This is a genomic window from Collinsella sp. LCP19S3_H3 (assembly GCF_052119145.1).
In the GTDB taxonomy this organism is placed as follows: Bacteria; Actinomycetota; Coriobacteriia; order Coriobacteriales; family Coriobacteriaceae; genus Collinsella.
Window position 1 is genome coordinate 67596 of sequence record NZ_JBQKFW010000005.1, and the last position, 21496, is coordinate 89091.

The following is a 21496-nucleotide window of genomic DNA, read 5'->3' on the forward strand; positions in this document are numbered from 1 at the left end:
CCCTTTTTCGTGTCTCATGAACTCGTTAACGCCCTGAAATAGGGCCACTTTCGGCATCGACTTCTTGTCAAAAACTAAGTGAGTAGACTTTTTGGAACTTGCCGAGCAGACCATCCATATTGCTCTATAAAGCCGCAGGTAAATGACTTGTTGCAAAACGGCCTGGTCGCCATCACGCCAAAAGTCTACTCACTTAGATCCGCGCTGTCCACGATCGAGCTGCTTTGTGTCCAATGGACATCTTTCCGTCGATTACTCCCAATTTTGTCCAGTCAACGAATAGTTCAGACCGGAGTAATGCCTCAACCCTTTGCTCATCCGAGCTTTTATCGCGATATTCAACATCGAGCATCCTGCATACGGCCTTAACGATCGCACGGAATCTATCCTCATCGGATATCTGTCCGTGTGTCAGGAGAAGCACGTCGTAGCCCATGGCTTGAAGCGCCGTCATGCGGTCAGCGTCACGCAAGCCATCCCCCGCGCGCCCGTGCGAGGCCTTTCCCTGACATTCAATGGCCACCTGTCGCCTCCCGTCCGGCGAGGAAAGAAGTAGATCGATATATACGCGGGTCTTTCCTACAATCGCTCGAGCACTTGTGCTTAGCACCACTTTGACATTGAGCTCTATGCCGCAAAACCCTTCACCTCCCAGGGCTCGCGGCAGTCCAAGCAACAAATACGCCTCGACCTCAAAAGGCGAAGCGGCACCCAATGGAACGAGATGCGACACCGCCATAAATCGATTGCCGTAACGCATCCCGCAAACATCTGAACAAAAACGGTCAAGGTCCCCATCCAAAACCAAAGCGTCGCGACGCCATAAATTTGAGGCGGTGCCGCCCTCGGACGGGCAGCGCACCCAACCCAACGTTGTCGAAATCGCACCCGAATCAATTGCATGCGAAAGCTCCACCTCAAGTGGCGCCGGCAGGGCGCATACCGCAAACAAGCCGCACATCTCCGCCAATACCAGAAGAAGTTGGAGATCCGTCAGATGTCGAGACATGATAAATGCCGTCAGTAGAGGAGACGTGACCAAAAATCCATGCTCCGTTTCCAGCACGGATTCCCTGGGGAGTTCACCAAGAAACAGCCGCTGCCTAATGTTGGCAGGGCAAGTCCGTTTGTTTCTCGTCCGAACCAATGTATACAACGGAAAACCGAGCGCGACCGCAGCCGTCGGGTTGCGGACGAGGTCATATCGCTGCCGGTCTTCATCCGGCCGCGGAAGCGGAGGACACAAAGCGCTGACTTGAGGGGGCAAACGCCAGTACCTAAAAGCCGATATGTCACAAAGTAGATCCTTCATAGGCACAGGAAAGCACGAATTTCAACCCAGTGGTCTCTCATTGGGGCGAACGCACCAAAAATGGCTCCGAACGAACTGCAAGGTTTTCAACAGCCCTCCCCAACTGGCCAAAAGCTTACCGAGAGCTGGACGAAGCCCTGTTGAAAACCCCATTTTTTTTCTCATGCGGTAGCTTTGCGCGGCAAGTGAGTAGACTTTTTGGGACATCCCGAGCAGACCGATGATCCCACTTCTCAAAACCACAGGTAGATAGCTTGTTACAAAACTGTCTGGTCGCCAAAGTGCCAAAAGTCTACTCACTTAGGTTACAGAGTGCCCCATTAGCTGCGATTCCAGGGTATTAAGCACCTCCGGACTCAGGTCGTCATACTGGACAAGAATTTGAATTGAGTTTTCAGGGACAGATGCGCCATCGGCACACCAATAACAGTTACTGATATCGATAAAAGGGATGCTCGAGAGCGTGAGGGCCTGCGCAAAAGAGCTTCCGCCCGTTCCCCGCTCCGCAACCACGGTGCAGTAAAGACCTGCGTCTGCATGCTCGATCGAAACCTCTCCTGCTGTAAACGCATTCCGTACAAGCGCCGCCAGGCCATCACGCGCCTCACGAGCACGAACGCGCACGCGGTTCACATGTCGCTCGTAATCACCCGATTCCAGCAAACGAGCCAAAGCGACCTGGTCGACAGAGCTCACCGACGAGGCGTAGAAACCAAGGTTGCACCTAAACCGCTTCATCAGCTCATCGGGCAACACCATGTACGCTAGACGCAACGCCGATGAAAGGCTCTTCGAAAACGTGTTGGTGTAGATGACCGATTGAGCGGCATCGATCGAAGCAAGCGCGGGAATCGGCTTGCCGGCCAGACGAAACTCGCAATCAAAGTCATCTTCGATGAGATATCGACCTGGTCGCTCGGCGGCCCAGCTCAGCAGCGCATAGCGACGCGCAATGCTCGTCACCAGGCCGGTCGGATACTGATGGGACGGCATCAGGTGAAGGACATCGGTCCCCGTTTTCTGCAGAGCGCTCAAGTCTACGCCCTCATCATCCAACGGGATATGTCGAACTTTGCAACCCATAGCCTGATAGATGCGCGTCAGGCGCAAATAGCCCGGGTCCTCAACGGCATACACCTTGTCGGCGCCAAGCAACTGAACCAACATGGTATCGAGCAGCTGGGCGCCCGCACCGATAACAACGTTGTTGGGGTCGACATTCATGCCCCTTGTCCCGCGCAGATGGTGGGCAATTGCGCGTCGTAGCCGAGTGGTGCCCTGTGCCGGCGCGGTCGAAAAGATTTCGCGCTCGTCTTCGGATGCCAGCGTCGCCCGCAGCGCGCTTTGCCAAAGCCGCGCCGCCTCCAAAGCAGAAGGAGAAAGTGCATCGAATCGCTCGACCTGTCCGTTGACATCATGCGCGCCGGAACCCGCAGAGACGGCATCCCGGTCGATGCCCTCTGCAGCCGAAGCCAAAACCGGTGCATCCGGAAGCTCGCAAGCGTAGTAGCCACGACGCGGCATTGAGCAAATATAGCCCTCGGCAAGTAACTGGCTATATGCATTCTCGATGGTAATGACACTGATTCCCAGATGATTGGCAAAGGCGCGCTTAGACGGAAGATGCTCCCCCGCCGCAATGCGTCCAGCAACGATATCATCTCGAATTTGCTGGTAAATATACTCATAGAGCGATGCTTCGCCGCGTTTTTCCAAATTGTAGTCAAGCATGAGTTTATCACCTGACCTTATTGAGTCATTCAATCTGGTATTAGTCTGGCCTTATTATTATCTCTAAAACTGAGTATTTCGCCATACCCAGCTCCCCGATAGGATGTTCCGTCAAGCAATGCACATGCCAACCAAGGGAGCAACCATGGCAGAACAGACCAGCAAGGCAGATCGCGTCAAACTCAATCGCGAGCTCGCGCAGATGCTCAAGGGCGGCGTCATCATGGACGTCACCACGCCCGAGCAGGCACGCATCGCCGAAGAGGCGGGCGCCTGCGCCGTCATGGCACTCGAGCGCATCCCGGCCGACATCCGTGCCGCAGGCGGCGTCTCACGCATGAGCGACCCCAAGATGATCAAGGGTATCCAAGAGGCCGTCTCCATCCCCGTTATGGCCAAGTGCCGCATCGGCCACATTGTCGAGGCGCAGGTCCTGCAGGCCATCGAGATCGATTACATCGACGAGTCCGAGGTTCTCTCCCCTGCCGACGACGTCTATCACATCGACAAGACCCAGTTTGACGTGCCGTTTGTCTGCGGCGCCCGCGATCTGGGCGAGGCGCTGCGCCGTGTTGCCGAGGGCGCCACGATGATTCGCACCAAGGGTGAGCCGGGTACGGGCGATGTCGTCCAGGCCGTGCGTCACATGCGCAAGATCCAAAAGCAGATCCGCGACGTTGTTGCCCTGCGCGATGACGAGCTCTTTGAGGCAGCCAAGCAACTGCAAGTTCCGGTCGAGCTGGTGCGCGAGGTCCACGCCACGGGCAAGCTTCCCGTCGTGAACTTTGCCGCCGGCGGCGTAGCGACCCCCGCCGACGCCGCGCTGATGATGCAGCTGGGCGCCGAGGGCGTCTTTGTGGGATCGGGCATCTTTAAGAGCGGCAACCCGGCCAAGCGCGCCGCCGCCATCGTCAAGGCCGTGGCAAACTTCACCGATGCCAAACTCATCGCCGAGCTTTCGGAGGACCTGGGCGAGGCCATGGTGGGCATCAACGCCGACGAGATCGAGATTATCATGGAAGAGCGCGGGCGCTAGTCCAGCAGAAAGGATCGCCCATGAGCGATTATGCAGACCAAACGGTCGCCGTGCTGGCGGTCCAAGGCGCTTTTGCCGAGCACGAAGCAAGACTATCCGAGCTGGGCGCACACTGTATTGAGCTGAGGCAGGCGGCCGATTTGCAGCAGAACTTTGACCGTCTGGTACTTCCCGGCGGCGAGTCCACCGTTCAGGGCAAGCTACTTGCCGAACTCGATATGCTCGAAGATCTTCGTACCCGCATTGTTGAAGGCATGCCTGTACTGGGAACTTGTGCCGGTCTGATTCTGTTGGCGCGCGACCTTGCCGCCCACGATGACAAGGGAACACCGCGCTTGGCAACCATGGATATACTCGTTGAGCGCAATGCCTATGGCAGGCAGCTCGGCAGTTTTCGCACCAAGAGGCAGGTAGACGGTATCGACGGTGAAGTGCCGTTAACGTTTATCCGCGCACCCCGCATCGTCGAGGTGCACGGCAATACCAAGGCCCTAGCCGAAGTCGATGGCCGCATCGTCGCCGCCCGTCAAGACAATCAGCTCGGCGTCACCTTCCACCCCGAGCTCGACGACGACACCCGCCTCCACGAGCTCTTCCTCCAAATGTAGGCAGAAAACAAACGAACGTGGATTTTCGGACGCATAGCAAATGAGAGTGGAAATCTCCCACTTTGAGCTTGGATGCAGGCTCAAACCGGGAGATTATCCACTCTCATACTATGTAGTCGTTGGGGACGTTCTCAACGACTACATTGCGAGAGACGGCCACGTTTGCCCAGATAATACCGACCAAAATAAACCTGTCCCTTTTTGGCAGGTTTGGATCAAGGCAACGCCGGTGTCTTGGCAACGACAGACACTATGACCCAATCCGAGGGCACTAAAAAGATAGGAGCCCCCGCTCGTGACCGCGGGTCGGGGCTGCGACAATGATGTTGAAGTGCCATAGGCGCAGCCGCGCCGCAACGAGGTTGGGAGGCTCCCATGCCAAAGTATTCTACCGCGTTCGGGATGGACGTCCACCTGAGGTCGACCACCGTCTGCGCCCTCGACGCGGACACCGGCGAGGCCGTGACGAGGAGGTTCCCCGGCAACCCCTGGGGCGAGATCGCCGGGTGGATGGATGGGTTCCCCGGGCCGTCGCTCGCGGCCTACGAGAGCGGCTACCTCGGCTTCGCCCCGCAAAGGGAGCTCGCCGGGCTCGGCGTCGAGTGCGTCGTCGCCGCGGTCTCGAAGATCCCCAGGTCGGCCGCCGACTCGGCCTCCAAGAACGACAGGAACGACGCCGCCAGGATGGCCAAGGCGATACTCGCCCACGACATCTCCCCCGTATGGGTCCCCTCCCCCGAGGTCGAAGGCATCAGGGACCTCGCCGGCGCCTACGACGGGGCGACCGCGCGCCTGGCGACCGCCAAGCAGCGGCTGCTCGCCTTCCTCGCAAAGCGGGGGTTCGTCTACGGCGGCACCACGCCCGCCGGCAACCCGAGGAAGTACTGGACCTACGACTTCCTGAGGTGGCTCGACAAGGTCAGGCCGGAGGACGATGGCGGGGTTCGGACGCTCGCCGCCCTGAGGAACGAGGTCGAGGCCGCGGCGGAGGCCCGGGCGGACCTGCTCTCCGAGTACAGGGCCGCCGTGGATGCCAGCCCGATCGCCGCGGAGGTGGCCGCCCTCCAGTCGATCAAGGGCTGCGCCTTCGCGCTGGCCGCGGCCTTCTCGGCCGAGGTCGGCGACTTCACGAGGTTCCGTTCCGGAAGGCAGGTCACGGCCTATTTCGGCCTCGCGCCGAGTCAGAGGTCGAGTGGCGACTCCGTGCGGCTCGGAGGCATCAGCGGTGCGGGCAACGCGCTCGTGAGGAAGCTGGCCGTTGAGGGTTCATGGTGCTGCGCCGCGGCACGGCACCAGCCGAAGCTCATGCCAAGGGACACGGGCGTGCCCCTCGAGATAAGGATGCACGGGAGGAAGGGGTCCGAGCGGCTCCTGCGGCGGCGCGAGGAGATGCTCGCCCGCGGCATGCCCGCGGCGAAGGCCAACGCGGCCACCGCGGCCGAGCTCGTGAGGTGGCTCTGGGCCCTCGGCATGATGTGCCGGGAGGGCGCGGAATAGACATAGCCCCCGTCCCGGCGAGCCGGGCGGCCTTCGGGGATACCCCCTATTTCGCTGTGCGCGCGGAGCCCTCCGCATGCGCCTCGACAGACTTGGGGAACCCCGCCGAAGGAATGGAGTGCGGGCCGACAGAACGGTATCCGCGGATATGAGACTGAGCCGAAGGCGTCGATGACATGCCGGGGGCGGACCGGGACGGGTTCAACGGCAGGCCCCGCCGACCGATTGCAAGCGGTCGGCGGGGCCATTGTGGCTCTTGACAGCGGATTGGGTCATATGAGCAAAAACCCGCCAGAGCGAGCAAGGTGCCTTGAAGCGAGGCGGCATTGACCTTCTGGTCATGCCGCCGAAGTTGAAAGGCAGATTGCCGCTCTGGCGGGCTTGCAGCGTCGGCCCGTTACGGCGTTTGGTAAAACGCCGTAACTAAAAACGGTTGCCGCGGAAGCCACCGCCGTTGCGGCCGCCACGGTCGCCGCCTCGACCGCCGCGGTCGCCGCCACGGTTGCCGCCGAAGCCGCCACGGTTGCCACCGCGGTCGCCATAGCCACCACGGTTGCCGCCAAAGCCGCCGCGACCGCCACGATCGCCGCCACGGTCACCAAAGCCGCCACGGCCACCGCGACCACCACGGTCGCCGCCACGGCCACCGCGGTCGCCAAAGCCGCCGCGACCGCCACGGTCGCCGCCACGGCCACCGCGGTCGTCACGGCCGCCGCGAGGACCGCGATCCTCGTCCAGGCCCATGGCGACGAGCGGAGCGATAACCTTATCGAGCGCGGCCATCAGCTCGGTGGCCTCCTCGTAAGAAAGCTCGGGCAGGAGCTTCTCCTTCTTGTTGGCAAGCTCGACCAGGCCCTCAGCGGCATCCTCGGCAGCGAAGACGACGATCTTGCGCATATCGCCCTCGGCGTTGTCGATGCGGCCGACCAGATCGGCAGCCTCGGCCTCGGCCATCAGGCCATCGAGCTCACGAAGGCGCATGCCCAGCAGATCGGACATTTCCTTCTGCTCCATCTTGGGCTTGAGGTCAAGGAGCTTGATGGCGCGCTCGATGTTCGCCATACGCTCGGCCTTAGCCTCTTCCTCCTTGGAAATAGCAAAGCGACGGCTACGCAGCAGGCGGGCGGCCTTCTGCATCTTGTCCATCAGCTCTTCGTCATCGTAATCAACGGCGGCCTCGACAACCTCGTCCTCCTCCTCGGCGGAAACCTCGTCAGCAGCCTCAACCTCGGTAGCTTCGGTCTCCACGGTCTCGACTGCCTCGACCTCGGCAGCCATGGTCTCGTTCTCGGTCTCGTTCATGATCTCTTCGTTCTCGGACATGAGACTCCTTCTTGGCCCTCTCGGGCATCATCGCCCCATTCGCGGGGCCCGTCGCGCACTCTTTGCGCTTTAAACATTCATGCCTCTCGGCAAAACGTCCATTAGTTTATGGTGTCGCCATCCAATCTAGCTGCAGAATCTATGTGCACACATTAATGCGACATGTCGCGGTATCATGGCCTGAACCAAACGTGTCCACCTTAAGGAGCCCGCCATGATTAAGCCCATCATGAAATCCGAGTTCTTTTTGCGCCTGCCTTCCGAAGACGCAGGGCCCGACGATGCCGTGATCGGGCAGGACCTCCTGGATACGCTCCACGAGCATGAGCACGAGTGCGTGGGGCTCGCCGCCAACATGATCGGCGTGCGCAAACGCATCATCTGCGTAAAGGACGGCAACAGGACGCTCCTGATGTACAACCCTCAAATTCTTGAGCAGGTCAATGCCTATCAGACCAGCGAAGGATGCCTCTCGCTGATCGGCGAGCGTCCCTGCACCCGCTATCGTCGCATTAAGGTGGAGTATTTGGACGAGAACTTCGTCCACCGCATCAAAAACTTCTCGGGCTACACCGCCGAAATCATCCAGCACGAAATCGACCACTGTAACGGCGTCGTTATATAGTTCCGCGAGTCAAGGAAAATGATCTGTTTTCCTCCGTCCCCTTTGGATCATGGTAACGACGCAGGCTGAGCACACGACAGCGAGCGAGCCGCATTTGCGCCAAGGTGACGTGAAATGAGAGGGCGCTGACCTTCTGGTCGCGCCCTCGAAATTGAACGTCAGATTGGCGTGAATGCGGCTCGCGTAGCGTCAAGCGGTCCGCCGTTCGGTAGAACGGCGGAACCAATTAGGACTGGCGGTAGTGATCAAAGAAATCGGCGAGGTCTTCGAGCGACTCTTTGAGCACTTCCATGCGCGGCAGGTACACGATGCGGAAGTGATCGGGCTCAGCCCAGTTGAAGCCGCCGCCACGCGTGATGAGAATCTTCTTCTCGTGCAGCAGGTCGAGGGCAAACTGCTCGTCATCGGTGATGTTGAACTTTTTAACATCCATCTTGGGGAAGATATAAAACGCCGCACGCGGCTTGACCACCGAGATGCCGTCGATCTTGCTGAGCGCCTCATACACAAAGTTGCGCTGCTCGTAGACACGACCGCCGGGGCGGATGTAGTCGTTGACCGACTGATGGCCGCCAAGCGCCGTCTGGACGATCGACTGGGCCGGCACGTTGGAGCACAGGCGCATGTTGGAGAGCATGTTGATGCCCATGATGAAGTCGCTCATGCAGCGCTGGTTGCCCGAAAGCACCATCCAGCCAATGCGATAGCCCGCGATCATATGCGACTTGGACAGGCCGCTAAACGTAATGCAGGGCAGGTCGGGGGCGAGCGATGCAATGGAGACGTGCTCGTAGCCGTCCATGCACAGGCGGTCATAGATCTCGTCGGCAAAAATCATGAGCTGGTGCCTGCGCGCGATCTCAACGATGCCCTCGAGCACCTCGCGCGGATAGACCGAGCCCGTGGGGTTGTTGGGGTTGATGATGACGAGGGCCTTGGTCGCGCTCGTGACCTTGGACTCCATATCCTGCAGATCGGGATACCAATCGGCCTGCTCATCACACAGATAGTGCACTGGATGTCCACCGGCAAGAGTTGCGCACGCCGTCCACAGCGGATAATCGGGGCTGGGAATCAGAATCTCGTCGCCATTGTCGAGCAGCGCGTTCATCGAAAGCTGAATGAGCTCGGACACGCCGTTGCCCGTGTAGATATGTTCCATCTGAACATTGGGCAGGCCCTTGATCTGCGAATACTGCATGATCGCCTTACGCGCAGAGAACAGACCGCGCGAGTTGGAATAGCCTTCGCAGTCGGGCAGCTGCTGGCGCATGTCCTTGATGACCTCATCGGGCGTGCGGAAACCAAAGGGCGCCGGATTACCGATGTTGAGCTTGAGGATGCACTCGCCTTCGTCCTCCATACGGGCTGCCTCGTCGACAACGGGGCCGCGCACGTCATACAGAACGTTCTCGAGTTTGGTGGATTTAGAAAAAGTACGCATGGTGGTGCTCCTTGCAATTTGAGCTGAGGGATAGGGTTCGGGCTTGGAAACGTTGTGGGTCGATGATGTCTCGCCTTGATCGGCGTCACCGGCGAGCAGCCAGGTAACATCGACCTCCAAAATGCGGGCGAGCAGCTCTGCCACATCGCGCCGCGGAATCGTCTTGCCGCTCACATATTGGCTCATCTGACTCTTGCCGAGTTTTTTGCCGAGCATCTCCGATGCGCGGATTACGTCCGACTGGCGAACGTCGCGATCGGACATAGCCTGTCGCAGGCGATCGCTAAACGTCTCTTGGGTCACAGGAACCTCCTTGCTGGCAAAGTTCAATTTACAGAACACGAATTGAACCAAGGTTCAATTTAGCAAGCAGTATAGCGCCGTGCTATTTCTAAAAGTTCAATTTCAAAAATAACATGACCTAAACCTCAAGATTTATCCCAAGGCGATAACGACGTGCGCCCATTTAGAGGTATTCGAGAAAACGGGCGGCGGCAAGCGAAACATCGGCCGTTCGATATATGGCGTTGATCTGCCGATGGGGATGCCCTTCGAGCGGACGCACGGCAACATCGAACTGACAGCGGCGCATGATGAGAGCGGGAAGAATGCTCACACCCAGGCCGTCCTCGACCATAGCCATAATCGCATAGTCATCCCAGGTCGACAGTTTTGAGTGCACTGCCAGTCCCGCCCGACGAAACAGCGGCGTAATCTCGTCATCGGTGCCGCGTTCTAGCAGAATAAACTGCTCGTTGGCCAAGTCGGCAAGAGAGACGACCTCCGCCGTGGCAAACAACGAGCCTGACGGCACTACCGCCATTAACTCGTCGCGCACCAAAGGCAGCGATGTCATGCCGTTTTCTCGGGGCTCACGAGGGATAAAGCCCAGATCGCAGCGACCCTCTGCCACCCATTGTTCAATCTCTGAATAGTCGCCCATCAGCAACTCGTAATCGACGTCTGGATGATCAGCACGAAAACGCGCAATCACCGGCGGCAGCACGTGGGTCGCCACGCTCGAAAACGTACCGATGCAGATTTTGCCGCGCATGAGCCCGCGCATCTCATCCACCCGTCGCTGCAAGCGAACGAATTCCTCGCAGAGCGCCTCGACAGCCGGCATGAGCTGCCGCCCGTCGGCAGAAAGAGCAACACCTTCACGACTGCGGTCGAGCACCTTAAAGCCCCAATCGGCCTCAAGATCGGCCACCATGCGGCTCACGCCCGATTGCGAGTAGCTCAGGCGCTCGGCAGCACGCGTAAAGCTTCCAGCGCGCACGGTCTCCAGCAGCACCTGCATCTTTTGAATATTCGTTTCCACGACATGCCTCCACCTTTGCATGAGTTTTTGTCATGTTTTCCATGCATTATATTCGCTTTTCTTCTAAAGCCAGTTCAACCATAGTGAACATGCACGGATATAGAGGGGACGGCAGCGCATGAACAACGGATTGATTACGTATTTAGCAGCATTGTTGTTGTTTGGCTCCAACGGCATCATCGCTGCGGCCATCGCACTCCCGAGCTCCGATATCGTGCTGCTACGCACTTTTCTGGGAGCCCTTTCGCTTGTCACCATCCTCGCCATTACCCAACGCCATAAGCTGCAGGCGCCTTCTCGCCCCCGCGAAGCCGCAGCCCTCCTCCTCTCGGGAGCCGCGCTGGGCGCCAGCTGGATTTTTCTGTTCCGCGCTTATCAGACGATCGGCGTCGGCGTTTCTTCGCTGCTGTACTACTGCGGCCCCATCATCGTCATGGCCCTCTCTCCGTTTATCTTTGGCGAAAAACTAACCGGTGGCAAAATCGCCGGGTTTATCGCAGTCGCCTGCGGCGCTTTTCTCATTGCAGCGCAAGGTCTAGGCGGCAATATGCCCATTGCGGGCATCGTCTGCGGAATCGCCTCGGCCTTCTGTTATGCATTGATGGTCATCGCCAGCAAGGGCGCGCCGCACATAGAAGGCCTCGAGAACTCCGCGCTCCAGGTGAGCGCCGCCTTTGTGACCGCGCTGGTCCTTACACTCGTCACCCAAGGCACCCCCTCATTCCTGTCCGCCAGCATCGCCGCAACCATCGATTGGCGCGCCGTCGCTATGCTCGGCGTCGTCAACACCGGCATCGGTTGTCTGCTCTACTTTAGCGCCGTCGCCAAACTGCCCGTGCAGACCGTCGCTGTCGTCGGCTACCTCGAGCCGCTTTCGGCCGTCGTGTTCTCGTCCGCCCTTTTGGGCGAAGTCATAACACCGGTCCGCCTGATGGGCGCCGTGCTTATCATCGGCGGCGCGATCTTTTGCGAACTCGCCGGTAAACGCTCAGGCGCCAAGACCGGTATCGCTCAGGCAGCACGCGTCTAAAAGTTCCCTCTTCAGTTTCAAAGCAGGAGCGCGTCCGCAGTTATTACATTGCAGCAAAGCCATACAGCGGATGCTCCCCTGTTTTGAAATGCTACCTGCGTACATAAATAATCCCCAGCTGGGGATTATTGTCTACAATTACCCGATGTGCCAAACAGCTCTTGTATGTATAAAGACGGCATAAAAGTTATCTGTCCAAGACAGATAACCGGATGTCCAAGGGAGTCCACGTGGCGCACGCCAAACTGGAGGCAAACCTCCAAGACCAGCACGGTCAAGTACGTGGTAATCGCCATGAAGGCCGACAACCACAACGAGGGCGGCATCTTCGCCCTGTTTAGCCTGGTGCGCAAAGTGGCGCCGTGGCTGATCCTACCTGCCATGATCGGCGGCGCGGCGCTGCTCGCCAATAACTCCAGCTCGAGGTTCAGATCGAGGAAGCCGAGGAAATGGATGTCGGTATCTTCTCGGACGAGCTTGGCAACGGCAACGAAGCCGGTAGGGACATGAACGTCGACCCCACCGAGCTGCTCGGGAGCGTCACCGATACGCCCGAACAGCAACAGCTCGACGGCCTCGAGAGCGAACAACTCAACGACGCCAACTTCTAACGACGTCGCGCGGCGACGACAGCGGCCCTGCGCCTCACAGGAGGCGCAGGGCCGCTTTGCATTGCAGTAAAACCGCCGGCTACGAACGACGCGGCTCGGGAACCACGAGCCTATCGGGGCTCGCGCCCTCGGCATCCATCAGGCTCACGTAGCGAATCGACGGATCCTCATACGTTGAGTAATAGTAATTGCCCGTGCGCGCGCTAAAGCATCCGGTGTAGATAGTCTTCTCGAACTTGCCGTCACCCATCTTGGACGCACCCTCGATCATCGCCACCCCCTCGAGCGAGCGGAACATGCGAATGACGTTCTCGGCCTCGCTGTCTTTTTGCGGGTAATTGGCATTGAGGTATGCCGCCTTTACAAAACGGCTCGGCGAATAGCAGTCACCCGGAATACCGCGCATGCCGGCACCCGCGCCATAGGGCTTGAGCTCGGCGCCACGCCATGTCGCCGTCTGAGGAAAATCGCTTGTGGCGGTGATATAGGTGCGCAGGTTTTCCATGTGCCACGGGAAGGTCGGCTGATTGGCAAGGGTGTCGACCGGATCGTCGTATACATGCAGACCGTCAGCCATCATCTCGACCACGATGCTGCGCCGGCTGTCGCCGATAATCCAATGGAGCAGCGACACACCCAGCCCCTCTCCGGCAGATTTGGCAACAATCACCGTGTCGCGCAGCGCAGCCTCGACCTCGTCGACCGTCGAGAACGTCGCTGCCACCCACAGGGGAAACTCATAGGCCGCGATATTGGTCTTGCCATCAACCGGGTCCTCGGCATACTCGGCATAACCGGGAAAGTTGAGCCCTGCCACAGCCAGACCCGCATCGTTACCACAGTCGAAAAACATAGGATAGTTCTTGTAATCGATGCACATGCCGATTACCGCGTGTGCCGCCGACGCATCGTCGATAAACGAATACGGGATATGGAACCCGCGGGGCATCACGCGAACCTGTTGGCCGTAGCTAAAGCTCCAGTCGAGGTTGCGACCCAGATACATGTTGCCGGAATTATCGGTAAATCGAATGCTCGTGCACATGGCGCCTCCTAGCCATACGTCCTTGTTAAGCTCATTGTTACCAAACAAATAGGCGCTAAACACAAAAGCCCGGACATGACAATAACGTCACGCCCGGACCACACAAGCAAGATAAACTCAACCAAGTCAACCTCGCAGGTCGTCTAAGGGGTCAAAGTACCGCAGATTGCCACGAAAGAGGAGCGAAGCGTACTTAAGGTACGCGAGCGACGATTGAGCGGCAAGGTGCGGTACTTTGGTCCCCTTAGACCAACTTTCCAAGACAGTGATCGATCATATGCTGGATCATCTGTGCCTCAAAGCCCGTGTAGTCGCGGCGGCACTCCTTCATCTTGCCGTCGACGATCTGGTCAAAGGCAACCTTGCACTTGATATAGCGCGTGGACTTGGTGATTTCGTCGTGCGTCAGGCAGCTCTCCTCCATCTTGCTGGCGCCCAGGCCAAACACCAGACGGGGGTTGTAGAGCACGTGGGGCTCGCCGGCGTCGTCCAGATAGACGCAGACCTTCTTGGTGACGCCAATCTGGTTGGCGGCAAGGCAGCCGGCGTCCTCGAGCGACTTGATGGTATCGATCAGGTCCTGTGCGACCGACTCGTCCTCGACAGTCGCAACCTCGCAACGCTGGGACAGGATAGCCTCGTCGCGGCAGAGCTCTTTAATCATACGTTCCTCCAAAGAGTTCAATGTAACTGCTTAAGTATACGGTACCTACACATTTTCATGCGAAAAATACCGTCCGCCTGTTACAAAGCGCCGAACTTCAACATGCGAGAAACATCGACCTTCCAAAGGCGATATAGTAGGTAAGTTCGTGTCAATCGGCCTAAACTCGGGGCCGAACAAGGAAAGGGTATGCATGGACGAACTTTTTCACGTCAGCGAGCGCAAGTCCACAATCGGGACCGAACTTCGCGCTGGACTGACAACATTCCTGGCGATGGCCTACATCATCGCCGTCAACCCTGCGGTGCTCTCGGGCGCTGGCATCGATGCGGGAGCGCTCGCCTGCGCCACCTGTCTGGGCGCCGGCATCATGACCATCTGCATGGGCATCTTCGCCAACCGCCCGCTCGCCTGTGCGTCGGGCCTGGGCATCAACGCCATGATTGCGGGCATCACCGCCACCATGTGCGGCGGTGACTGGCACGTTGCCATGAGTGTTATCTTCCTCGAAGGTATCATCATCTTGCTGCTCGTCCTTTGCGGTCTGCGCGAGGCCATCATGGACGCCATCCCCGTGGTCCTGCGCCACGCCATCTCGGTGGGCCTGGGCCTGTTTATCGCCATGATCGGCCTGTGCGACGCCGGCATCATCACCGCTGGCGCCGGTACGCTCGTCGGCCTGGGCGACATCGCCTCCCCCACCTTTATCGTCGGCATCATCTCCATCGTCGTGACGGTTGCCCTTGCTTCCCGCAACGTGCCGGGCTCGCTGCTCATCGGCATCATCGTCGCCGTTATCGCCGGTATCCCGCTGGGCGTCACCCATGCGCCCGAGGGTCTCATCGCACCGCTCGACTTCTCGACCTTTGGCGCCCCGTTTGCCAGCACTGCTGATGGCAACATGGCCATCGTGAAGGTCCTGACCGACCCGATGCTGCTCGTCGTTGCCTTCTCGCTGCTCATGAGTGACTTCTTCGACACCATGGGCACCGCGATGGCCGTCGCCAAGCAGGGCGAGTTCTTGACCGAGGACGGCAATGTCGAGGACATCCGTCCCATCCTGGTCGTCGACTCCGTGGCCGCCGCTGCCGGTGGCTTTATGGGCGTCTCCTCCATCACCACCTTCGTCGAGTCCACCTCTGGCGCTGCCGACGGTGGCCGCACGGGCCTCACCTCCGTCACCACCGGCGTGCTGTTCATTCTCGCCGCGTTCTTCTCCCCCATCGTCACCATCGTTTCCAGCGCCGCCACCTGCGGTGCTCTGGTCTACGTCGGCTACCTCATGATGAGCGAGGCCTCCGAGATCGACTGGTCCGACGTGTCGCAGGGTTTCCCAGCGTTCATGATTGTCGCCGGCGTGCCCTTCACCTACTCCATCTCTGCCGGCATCGGTCTGGGCTTTATCGCCTACGTGGTCGTCTCACTCTTTAAGGGCGAGGCCTCCAAGATCAAGCCGCTCATGTGGATCGCAGCACTCGCCTTCCTCGTCTACTTCTTTGTAGCGTAAGGGCAAAGCTGCTAAAGCAAAACCTCAAGGCGCAGAGTCGTATCAAGCGGCTCTGCGCCTTTCTTTTAGCGACGGTCCCTACGCCGACGTGCGACAATCGTATTTGTAGATGTCGAAATGCAGAGAGAAGCTTGTCATGGAAGCGCGTCAAAAGCAGATAACCATTCATTCAAAACATGTCGAAAGCGCGCCCGTCATTTACCTTCCCGCGGTCATGGGTGACGGCACCGAGGTCTATAGCCGTTGTCTTGAGCTTGATTGCCCGCCATTCACCCTGGTCGCCATTGGCGGGCTCAATTGGAATCGCGAGCTGAGCCCTTGGGAATGCGACGGAACCGTGCGCGATGCCGAGCCCTTTGGTGGACAGGCGTCCGAGTTTCTCGATGAACTGCTGAATCGGATAATCCCAGAGGTCGAGCCATCACTTCCCTGCCCGCCTACCTGGCGCGGCATTGCCGGTTACTCATTGGCGGGCCTCTTTTCGCTTTGGTCGCTCTGGCAGACCGATGCCTTTGACCGCGCCGCAAGCGCATCGGGGTCCCTATGGTTTCCCGGATTTCTCGATTACGCACACGGGCACACGATGCCAGCCGCGCCCAACGCCGTCTATCTATCACTCGGCAAAAAGGAGACCAAGACGCCCAACCGCATGATGCGGCACGTACTCGACGACACACGCGCAATGGAAAAACTACTCGGCGACCGAGGCATCCCCGCGACCTTCGAGCTCAACCCCGGTAACCACTTTGCCCAAACCGGTCTGCGCATGGCCCGCGGCATACACTGGATACTGACGCATTAAAAATGGCGCCCACGCGTACGCACGGGCGCCATTTTTTTTGATTTAGCTGAACACAACTACTACTCGACAGTCTCCTCGAGTTCAGAAACGGCGAACTCAAAGTCGTTGCCAGGCAGAATCGCGTTGAGCACGATGCCCACCAGCGAGCCCACGGCAAGGCCCGAAAGCGAAATCGTCACGCCGAACAGCTTCAGCACGATGGCACCGGCGGCGCTGTAGGCAATGCCGAGTGAAAGCACGAGCACCAGAGCGGCCACCAGCACGTTGCGGTTGTTCTGGAAATCGACCTGGTTCTCGATGAGGTTACGGACGCCCACGGCGCTGATCATGCCATAGAGCACGAGCGACACGCCGCCGATAACGCATGCCGGCATGGCGGCGATCACGGCAGCGAACTTGGGGCAGAACGAAAGCACGATGGCGCAGCACGCGGCAATGCGAATCACGCGCGGGTCAAACACACGCGTCAGGGCGAGCACGCCGGTGTTCTCGCCATACGTGGTGTTGGCCGGAGCGCCAAAGAGCGAAGCCAGAATCGTGGCGAGACCATCACCGAGCAGCGTGCGATGCAGGCCGGGATCGGCGATGTAGTTGCGCTCGCAGGTGGAGCCAATAGCGGATATATCGCCGATATGCTCGATCATGGTTGCAAAGGCCAGCGGCATGATGGTGATGATGGCCGTCGTGGCAAGGCCGCTATCGAACTGCGGCCCAAAGAGTGCAAACACCGTGTTGTCCCACACGACAGGCAAGCCAAGCCAGGGAGCGGCTGCGACGCCGGAGAAATCGACCTCGCCCAGCGCAGCCGCAACGGCATAGCTCACCACGACGCCCAGTAAAATCGGCACGATCTTGACCATGCCGCGACCCCAAATATTGCAGATGACGATTACGGCGACGGCAACCACGGCAACGAGCCAGTTAGTCTGGCAGTTGGCAATAGCGGAACTCGCCAGGATCAGACCGATCGAAATGACAATGGGGCCAGTCACCACCGGCGGGAAGAAGCGCATGACGCGCTTGGCACCAAACGCGCGGAAGAGCGCCGCAAGCACTGGGTAGAGCAAACCGGCGCAGGCAACGCCCAGGCAAGCGTAGGGCAATAGCTCGGCCTCGCCGTTGGGCGCGATTGCGGCATAACCGGCAATAAAGGCAAACGATGAGCCCAAAAATGCGGGGACCTTACCGCGTGACAGGAAGTGGAAGAGCAGCGTGCCCAAGCCGGCAAACAAAAGCGTTGCCGATACCGAAAGGCCGGTGAGCACGGGCACCAGCACCGTGGCACCAAACATGGCAAACAGGTGCTGCAGACCGAGCAGGAACATGCGCGGGCGGCCGAGCGACGAAGCGTCGTAGATGGCATCGGTGACGGCGGGCGTCGAGGACTGGGACATGGATGTCCTTTCGAATGGAAGGGCGCTCGGGCATAGCGGATAACCTGCCCGAACGATACGGTCCGAACCATTGTACGCGATACACCATGTCTCGCACGCGCCGTCACTTGCAAACGGTACCGCTATTTCCAAACACGTTCGGCAATACGCTTGACCAGCGCGATCTTTGCCCACTGCTCGCCTTCGGTCAGCTTGTTGCCAATCTCGCAGCTGGCAAAGCCACACTGCGGAGACAGATACAGATTCTCAAGCGGCACGTACTTTGCTGCCTCATGAATACGCTCGACGGTCGCGTCCTCGTCCTCGAGCTCGGCTGCCTTGGTGGTCACCAGGCCCAACACGACCTTCTTACCGGGCGCAACATACCTGAGCGGCTCAAAACCACCGGCGCGCGGAGTGTCGAACTCCAGATAGAACGCGTCAACGTCCTCATGCGCAAACAGGTACGGGGCGATGGGATCATAGCCGCCCTCAAAGGCATAAGTAGAGTGGTAGTTGCCACGGCATACATGCGTATTGATCACCAAGTCGTCAGGCTTGCCCGCGATGGCGGCATTGTTGAGCGCCACGCCCAGCTCGCTCACCTTTTGCAGGTCAACCGGGCTCATGCCGGTCTTGGACACAAAGTCAGTGTCGCAATAGATGCCCCAGGTGCAGTCATCAAATTGGATGTTGCGGCAACCCGCGGCATACAGATCGGCAATCACGGTGCGGTATGCTGCGGTGATGGCATCGGCGAGCTCTTCGTCGGTCTTGTAGACGGCGCGCAGGCTCTCCTGCTGGCCATCGCAGCGGTCGAGCGTGACTTCGGAGAACGTCTGGATCGGCGCCGGAATGGTTTGCCGCGCGACCTGGCCCTCGCCCTCGAGCGCCTTGACAAACTTGAAGTGCTCGACGAACGGATGGTTCTCGCCGCTAATAGGTCCGGTCACCACGGCGGTGTCGGCGGTAGTCTCCTCATCGTGGAACATATAGCCCGTACGCGAGGTGCGGCGCTCGATGCCGTTGAGACCCCACATAAAATCGAGGTGCCAGTAGCTGCGGCGGAACTCGCCATCGGTGATGACCTGCAGGCCGGCGGCCTTTTGCTTTGCCACCAAATCGCGAATGGCCTCGTCCTCGACTGCCTTAAGTCCCTCGGCATCAAGCGCGCCTGCCGCATAGGCAGCGCGGGCGTCCTTTACGGCCTGCGGACGAAGAAAACTGCCGACGATATCGGCGCGAAACGGCGCTTTGAGCTGGGTGGAATTGCTCATAGGAATCTCCTTTTGCATGGAATGCTTTGGCGAGAAAGAGTATGAGCGCACTCCTGGTTATCGTAAAATATGCGTTTATATATGTTTGCCATATAGTTTTCCTATAGCCATTTCGACAGCTCAAGACAGCAACATCAAACGCTACCGGTTAGATATGCCTCCGGATGGCCTCGACATAAGCCTGTCCATAGCGCGTGAGCGTCGTATTCTTGCGCGTGATAATGCCAATCTCCATGTATTCATCTACATCGAGCGGAATCGAGATAATACCGGGGCCATTAAGCTCGTGGCTAATCACGCCCGAACACACCGTGTAGCCGTTGAGGCCCATGGCTAGGTTGAACAAGGTCGCACGGTCGCGCACGCGGATATTCTTGCGGCGCTCAAACGTCGAGGTCAGTTCCTCGGAATAGTAAAACGAGTTGTAGCTGCCTTGCTCGTAGGACAAAAACGGATACTCCTCGAGGTCATCGAGCGTCACGCTGGCGTGGTCCGCCAGTGGATGGTCGGCGCATACAAAGACGTGCGGCGTGGCGCAGAAGAGTCCTTCGAATACGAGCTCGTTGGCCGCCAGCATGCGCTCGATAACCTCGCGGTTATGTTCGGATAAGTACAGAATGCCCAGTTCACTCTTCATGTGCGCGACATCTTCGATGATCTCGTGAGTCTGTTCCTCGCGCAGGGTAAAGTCGTAGCGCGCGGCATCGAACTCACGGATCACGTCGACAAACGCATTAACGGCAAAGGAATAATGCTGACAGCTCACACTAAAGTGCGGCACTTGCTCGGATGCGCCCTTGTACTTGCCCTCGAGCAGGTCGGCCTGATCGAGTACCTGGCGCGCGTAGCCCAAGAATGTCTCGCCTTCCTCGGACACAATGACGCCCTTGTTGGTGCGCTCAAAGATGTGCACACCCATCTCGTTTTCGAGATCGCGAATCGACGCGGTAATCGAAGGCTGCGACACAAAGAGCCGGCGCGAGGCCTCGGTAATGCTGCCGCATTCGGCAACCTTAACAACATACCTGAGCTGCTGAAGCTTCATGACTTTCTCCCTAGACGTTCGTGACGCCATGACCCGTCGCGTCCACCTGGCGCATAAACGACGGCATCGCCCCCGTCGCGGCGCAGGCGGCAATCTCATGCAGAGCCCCGGCAACCGCATCGTCTGCCGCAGCACCGATATGCCAACGCGCGGAAGCCGTGACGGCCTCATTGGCATTGGCGACTGCAACGGAGTTGGGAACGGCATTAATCATGGGCAGATCGTTATCGGAATCGCCGAACACCGCCACCTCGTCGGGCGTTAGGCCCAAAGCACGCGCCAGCTCCAGCGTGGCACAGCCCTTGTCCCAACCAGCCGGAAGAATGTCAAACAGGCGCACTCGGTTGTTGGGAAACACAAGCGAGAGTTCCGGCACCTCGGCGGCAACGCGCTCGCGTAGCTCCGCGAGCCCTTCACGCGAACGGGCACTCCAGATATTCGCCTTGAACACCGGCGCGTCACCGACAACGGGACGGCACGGGGCCTCTTCGCCTTTGAGCCACGCGTTGCCGCCCGACTCCATAGCGCGATGCACGCGCTCGGGGTCGCTCGTCACACAATAGGCGTCATTGTCCCAAAAGTCATCACCCAGGCTGTAGACCTTCAGATAGGTATCATCGGTCTCTTGCTCCAAGTAGTCAGCCAAGCGAATAAGGGCGGTATTGTCGGTCGCATGCGAGGCTACCACCTCACCGTCGACAAACATGACCTGGCCGTTGCAGAACGCACCGGTCGAGAAGCACTCGGAGCGATTACGAAACATCCAGCCCATCGCGGACGGCTGACGGCCCGAAACCGGGCCAAAGTGCAGGCCCGCCGCCTGCATGGCATGAATGCCCTCGATGGCGTAGTCGCTGGCGCCGTCATGCCCGGCTGGAATCAGCGTATCGTCCATATCGGTCAGCACAAGTTTGATCATAGAGTCCCCCAGTCATTTTCACCGTATCCATTGTAGCGACCTGCCAATAAGGGACAGGTTTATTTTGGCAGGTTTTATCTGGGAAAATGCGACACCCCAGTTGCCACCTACCAAAATAAACCTGTCCCTTTTTGGCAGGTGCGCTAGTATAGGGAACAACAGATTCGATGCGGGAGTGCCGGCGGTGCAAACCACAAGGCTGAGAGGGCATGGGGCCCAATCCTTTGAACCTGTCAGTTAATGCTGGCGTAGGGAGCATGCCGCCTTTACAGGGGCGCTGTCTATGCACAGCGCCCCTTTTCTATGCCAAGGAGGCATGTGCA

19 protein-coding genes, 1 pseudogene and 1 riboswitch are annotated in these 21496 nt (G+C 58.9%); of the genes and pseudogenes, 9 read left to right on the forward strand and 11 right to left on the reverse strand.

The annotated features are described in order from the left end of the window. Positions 1-193 precede the first annotated feature (193 nt). Both ACTQZF_RS03925 and pdxR read right to left on the reverse strand, forming a co-directional pair. Positions 194-1066 (reverse strand): hypothetical protein, encoded by an 873-nt coding sequence (locus ACTQZF_RS03925; protein ID WP_441554597.1) that lies wholly within the window; start codon positions 1064-1066, stop codon positions 194-196. A gap of 546 nt (positions 1067-1612) precedes the next feature. Continuing rightward, positions 1613-3043 carry a MocR-like pyridoxine biosynthesis transcription factor PdxR gene (pdxR, locus tag ACTQZF_RS03930; protein ID WP_441554598.1) on the reverse strand — a complete coding sequence of 477 codons (1431 nt, stop codon included), beginning with the start codon at positions 3041-3043 and terminating at the stop codon, positions 1613-1615. 145 nt (positions 3044-3188) lie between these two features. On the opposite strand from pdxR, the gene pdxS reads away from it, so the two are divergent. From pdxS to ACTQZF_RS03945, 3 genes are all read left to right on the forward strand, one after another. Then, positions 3189-4079, forward strand: coding sequence for a pyridoxal 5'-phosphate synthase lyase subunit PdxS (gene pdxS, locus ACTQZF_RS03935; RefSeq protein WP_154517081.1), 891 nt, complete (start codon positions 3189-3191; stop codon positions 4077-4079). Between the two features lie 20 nt (positions 4080-4099). Next, positions 4100-4687, forward strand: a complete 588-nt coding sequence (gene pdxT / locus ACTQZF_RS03940; RefSeq protein ID WP_441540911.1) for a pyridoxal 5'-phosphate synthase glutaminase subunit PdxT — start codon at positions 4100-4102, stop codon at positions 4685-4687. A gap of 375 nt (positions 4688-5062) precedes the next feature. After that, a complete protein-coding gene (locus ACTQZF_RS03945) occupies positions 5063-6184 on the forward strand; it encodes an IS110 family transposase (protein WP_441554599.1) in 1122 nt (373 codons plus the stop codon). Positions 6185-6607: 423 nt separating this feature from the next. Here the strand turns inward: ACTQZF_RS03945 and ACTQZF_RS03950 are convergent, their stop codons facing one another. Then, on the reverse strand, positions 6608-7507 hold the full coding sequence (locus ACTQZF_RS03950; RefSeq protein ID WP_441554600.1) for a hypothetical protein: 900 nt from the start codon (positions 7505-7507) through the stop codon (positions 6608-6610). A 214-nt stretch (positions 7508-7721) separates the two neighbouring features. Between ACTQZF_RS03950 and ACTQZF_RS03955 the strand changes: the two genes are divergently transcribed. Further along, positions 7722-8132 carry a peptide deformylase gene (locus ACTQZF_RS03955; protein ID WP_154517072.1) on the forward strand — a complete coding sequence of 137 codons (411 nt, stop codon included), beginning with the start codon at positions 7722-7724 and terminating at the stop codon, positions 8130-8132. 226 nt (positions 8133-8358) lie between these two features. On the opposite strand, the gene ACTQZF_RS03960 is transcribed toward ACTQZF_RS03955, so the two are convergent. Both ACTQZF_RS03960 and ACTQZF_RS03965 read right to left on the reverse strand, forming a co-directional pair. Beyond that, positions 8359-9840 (reverse strand): aminotransferase class I/II-fold pyridoxal phosphate-dependent enzyme, encoded by a 1482-nt coding sequence (locus ACTQZF_RS03960; protein ID WP_427719776.1) that lies wholly within the window; start codon positions 9838-9840, stop codon positions 8359-8361. A gap of 202 nt (positions 9841-10042) precedes the next feature. Then, the gene (locus tag ACTQZF_RS03965) at positions 10043-10900 is read right to left on the reverse strand and encodes a LysR family transcriptional regulator (protein ID WP_441048506.1); all 858 of its coding nucleotides are present in this window, start codon (positions 10898-10900) and stop codon (positions 10043-10045) included. Between the two features lie 118 nt (positions 10901-11018). Here ACTQZF_RS03965 and ACTQZF_RS03970 point away from each other — a divergent pair, with 118 nt between their 5' ends. The 3 genes and pseudogenes from ACTQZF_RS03970 to ACTQZF_RS03980 all read left to right on the forward strand — a co-directional run bounded on the left by ACTQZF_RS03970 (position 11019) and on the right by ACTQZF_RS03980 (position 12541). After that, positions 11019-11930: a DMT family transporter gene (locus ACTQZF_RS03970; protein ID WP_427794950.1), complete on the forward strand. Its 912-nt coding sequence runs from the start codon at positions 11019-11021 to the stop codon at positions 11928-11930. Positions 11931-12197: 267 nt separating this feature from the next. Continuing rightward, positions 12198-12341: pseudogene (locus ACTQZF_RS03975) on the forward strand (KUP/HAK/KT family potassium transporter); the annotation flags it as partial. A gap of 38 nt (positions 12342-12379) precedes the next feature. Beyond that, the gene (locus tag ACTQZF_RS03980; protein ID WP_441546571.1) at positions 12380-12541 is read left to right on the forward strand and encodes a hypothetical protein; all 162 of its coding nucleotides are present in this window, start codon (positions 12380-12382) and stop codon (positions 12539-12541) included. 79 nt (positions 12542-12620) lie between these two features. Here ACTQZF_RS03980 and bsh read toward each other — a convergent pair whose 3' ends face one another. Together bsh and ACTQZF_RS03990 are read right to left on the reverse strand one after the other, a co-directional pair. Beyond that, positions 12621-13586 carry a choloylglycine hydrolase gene (gene bsh / locus ACTQZF_RS03985; protein WP_427719772.1) on the reverse strand — a complete coding sequence of 322 codons (966 nt, stop codon included), beginning with the start codon at positions 13584-13586 and terminating at the stop codon, positions 12621-12623. Between the two features lie 244 nt (positions 13587-13830). Further along, complete coding sequence (locus tag ACTQZF_RS03990; protein ID WP_154517060.1) at positions 13831-14250, reverse strand: peptide deformylase; 420 nt, start codon at positions 14248-14250, stop codon at positions 13831-13833. Positions 14251-14443: 193 nt separating this feature from the next. On the opposite strand from ACTQZF_RS03990, the gene ACTQZF_RS03995 reads away from it, so the two are divergent. Together ACTQZF_RS03995 and ACTQZF_RS04000 are read left to right on the forward strand one after the other, a co-directional pair. Further along, positions 14444-15757 carry an NCS2 family permease gene (locus tag ACTQZF_RS03995; RefSeq protein ID WP_441554601.1) on the forward strand — a complete coding sequence of 438 codons (1314 nt, stop codon included), beginning with the start codon at positions 14444-14446 and terminating at the stop codon, positions 15755-15757. Between the two features lie 136 nt (positions 15758-15893). Beyond that, the gene (locus tag ACTQZF_RS04000; RefSeq protein WP_427719770.1) at positions 15894-16559 is read left to right on the forward strand and encodes an alpha/beta hydrolase; all 666 of its coding nucleotides are present in this window, start codon (positions 15894-15896) and stop codon (positions 16557-16559) included. Between the two features lie 59 nt (positions 16560-16618). Here the strand turns inward: ACTQZF_RS04000 and ACTQZF_RS04005 are convergent, their stop codons facing one another. The 4 genes from ACTQZF_RS04005 to ACTQZF_RS04020 all read right to left on the reverse strand — a co-directional run bounded on the left by ACTQZF_RS04005 (position 16619) and on the right by ACTQZF_RS04020 (position 21173). After that, positions 16619-17953: a uracil-xanthine permease family protein gene (locus ACTQZF_RS04005; protein ID WP_441554602.1), complete on the reverse strand. Its 1335-nt coding sequence runs from the start codon at positions 17951-17953 to the stop codon at positions 16619-16621. A gap of 122 nt (positions 17954-18075) precedes the next feature. Beyond that, positions 18076-19209 carry a 5-methyltetrahydropteroyltriglutamate--homocysteine S-methyltransferase gene (locus tag ACTQZF_RS04010; protein WP_441554603.1) on the reverse strand — a complete coding sequence of 378 codons (1134 nt, stop codon included), beginning with the start codon at positions 19207-19209 and terminating at the stop codon, positions 18076-18078. Positions 19210-19357: 148 nt separating this feature from the next. After that, positions 19358-20254 (reverse strand): LysR family transcriptional regulator, encoded by an 897-nt coding sequence (locus ACTQZF_RS04015; protein WP_441017188.1) that lies wholly within the window; start codon positions 20252-20254, stop codon positions 19358-19360. 10 nt (positions 20255-20264) lie between these two features. Then, positions 20265-21173, reverse strand: coding sequence for an HAD-IIB family hydrolase (locus tag ACTQZF_RS04020; RefSeq protein WP_441041835.1), 909 nt, complete (start codon positions 21171-21173; stop codon positions 20265-20267). A gap of 161 nt (positions 21174-21334) precedes the next feature. Beyond that, a riboswitch (TPP riboswitch) is annotated at positions 21335-21445 on the forward strand. Positions 21446-21496: the final 51 nt, after the last annotated feature.